The 1,061-nt window shown below is 66.4% G+C and carries 1 protein-coding gene; it reads right to left on the reverse strand.

What is annotated here, in order from left to right; translation table 11 throughout:
- Nucleotides 1-245: 245 nt before the first annotated feature.
- Nucleotides 246-1,061, reverse strand: an 816-nt coding sequence (locus AB8Z36_RS39470) for an AfsR/SARP family transcriptional regulator (protein ID WP_369218179.1), incomplete at its 5' end; no start/stop codon positions are given.

Raw genomic sequence — 1,061 nt, forward strand, 5'->3', positions numbered from 1 at the left:
CGCGAGGAAGGGGAGGGCGCGCGTTTATGTGTGTGCGCCGCTGCCTACGGGCGTACGGGCGTACGGGCGTACGGGCCTACGGGTGTATGGGCGTACGGGTATGCGCGCTGCGCGGGGCTGTGCGCCTCGCCGGAGCGGTGGCTTTCCTCCCGCTCCGGCTGGACCTACGGAACCTGTGGACCTACGTAACCTATGGACCTGCGGACCCATGGACGGTCCTAGTTACGGACTCGCAGCCGCGTCCCCTACGCCGGCTGAAGCAATATCGCCGCCGCCCTCGTCAGCGACGGGTCATGCGCGAGAATCGCGTGTTCCACCTGGCGCAGAGCGGGGGACGGATCGATGCCGAGTTCGTCCGAGAGGTGCTGCCGCATGGCGCGGTACACATTCAGGGCGTCCGCCTGGCGGCCCGAGCGGTAAAGGGCCACCATCAATTGCTCGCAGAAGCGTTCCCGCAAAGGGTGGTTACTGTGTGCCTCATGCAGTTCGGCGAGCATCGCCGCGTGGCGGCTCAGACGGAGCTCCGCCTCGAAGCGGAGTTCCATGGCCCGCATACGGTATTCCTCGTAACGGGCGCAGGCCAGCTGGCAGATCGTGCCGCCAGGGAAATCGCCGAATACCGGGCCGCGCCACAGGGCGAGCGCCCTGCCCAGCAATTCCGCCGTCGCGATGTCGTCCGTGTCGCCCGCGGCCTCCGCCTGGCGGACTGCCTTGGTGAATTCCGCGGCGTCGAATTCGCCCTCATGGATCGTGAGCCGGTATCCGGAGGGGTGCATCGTCACCCTCGGAACCGCGAGGTCCGGCTCCAGGCTCTTCAGTTTGCGGCGGAGCCTGCTGATGTGGGCCTGCAATGCGTTGACCTGTTTGTCGGGCAGGTCGTCGCCCCACATCTCCTCCACGAGGATTTCGCCCGGTACGGGGCGTCCCTCGCTGACCAGCAGCGTCTGGATCAGGTTTCGCTGGAGATCACCCGAGATCTCCGCGGCGCCTAATGCGGTGCGGATCTGCAGCGCTCCGAGAATCGAAAAGCTCAGCATGCCGTTTCCCCCTTGGCTTTCGTT

This window comes from Streptomyces flavofungini (genome assembly GCF_041028215.1).
In the GTDB taxonomy this organism is placed as follows: Bacteria; Actinomycetota; Actinomycetes; order Streptomycetales; family Streptomycetaceae; genus Streptomyces; species Streptomyces flavofungini_B.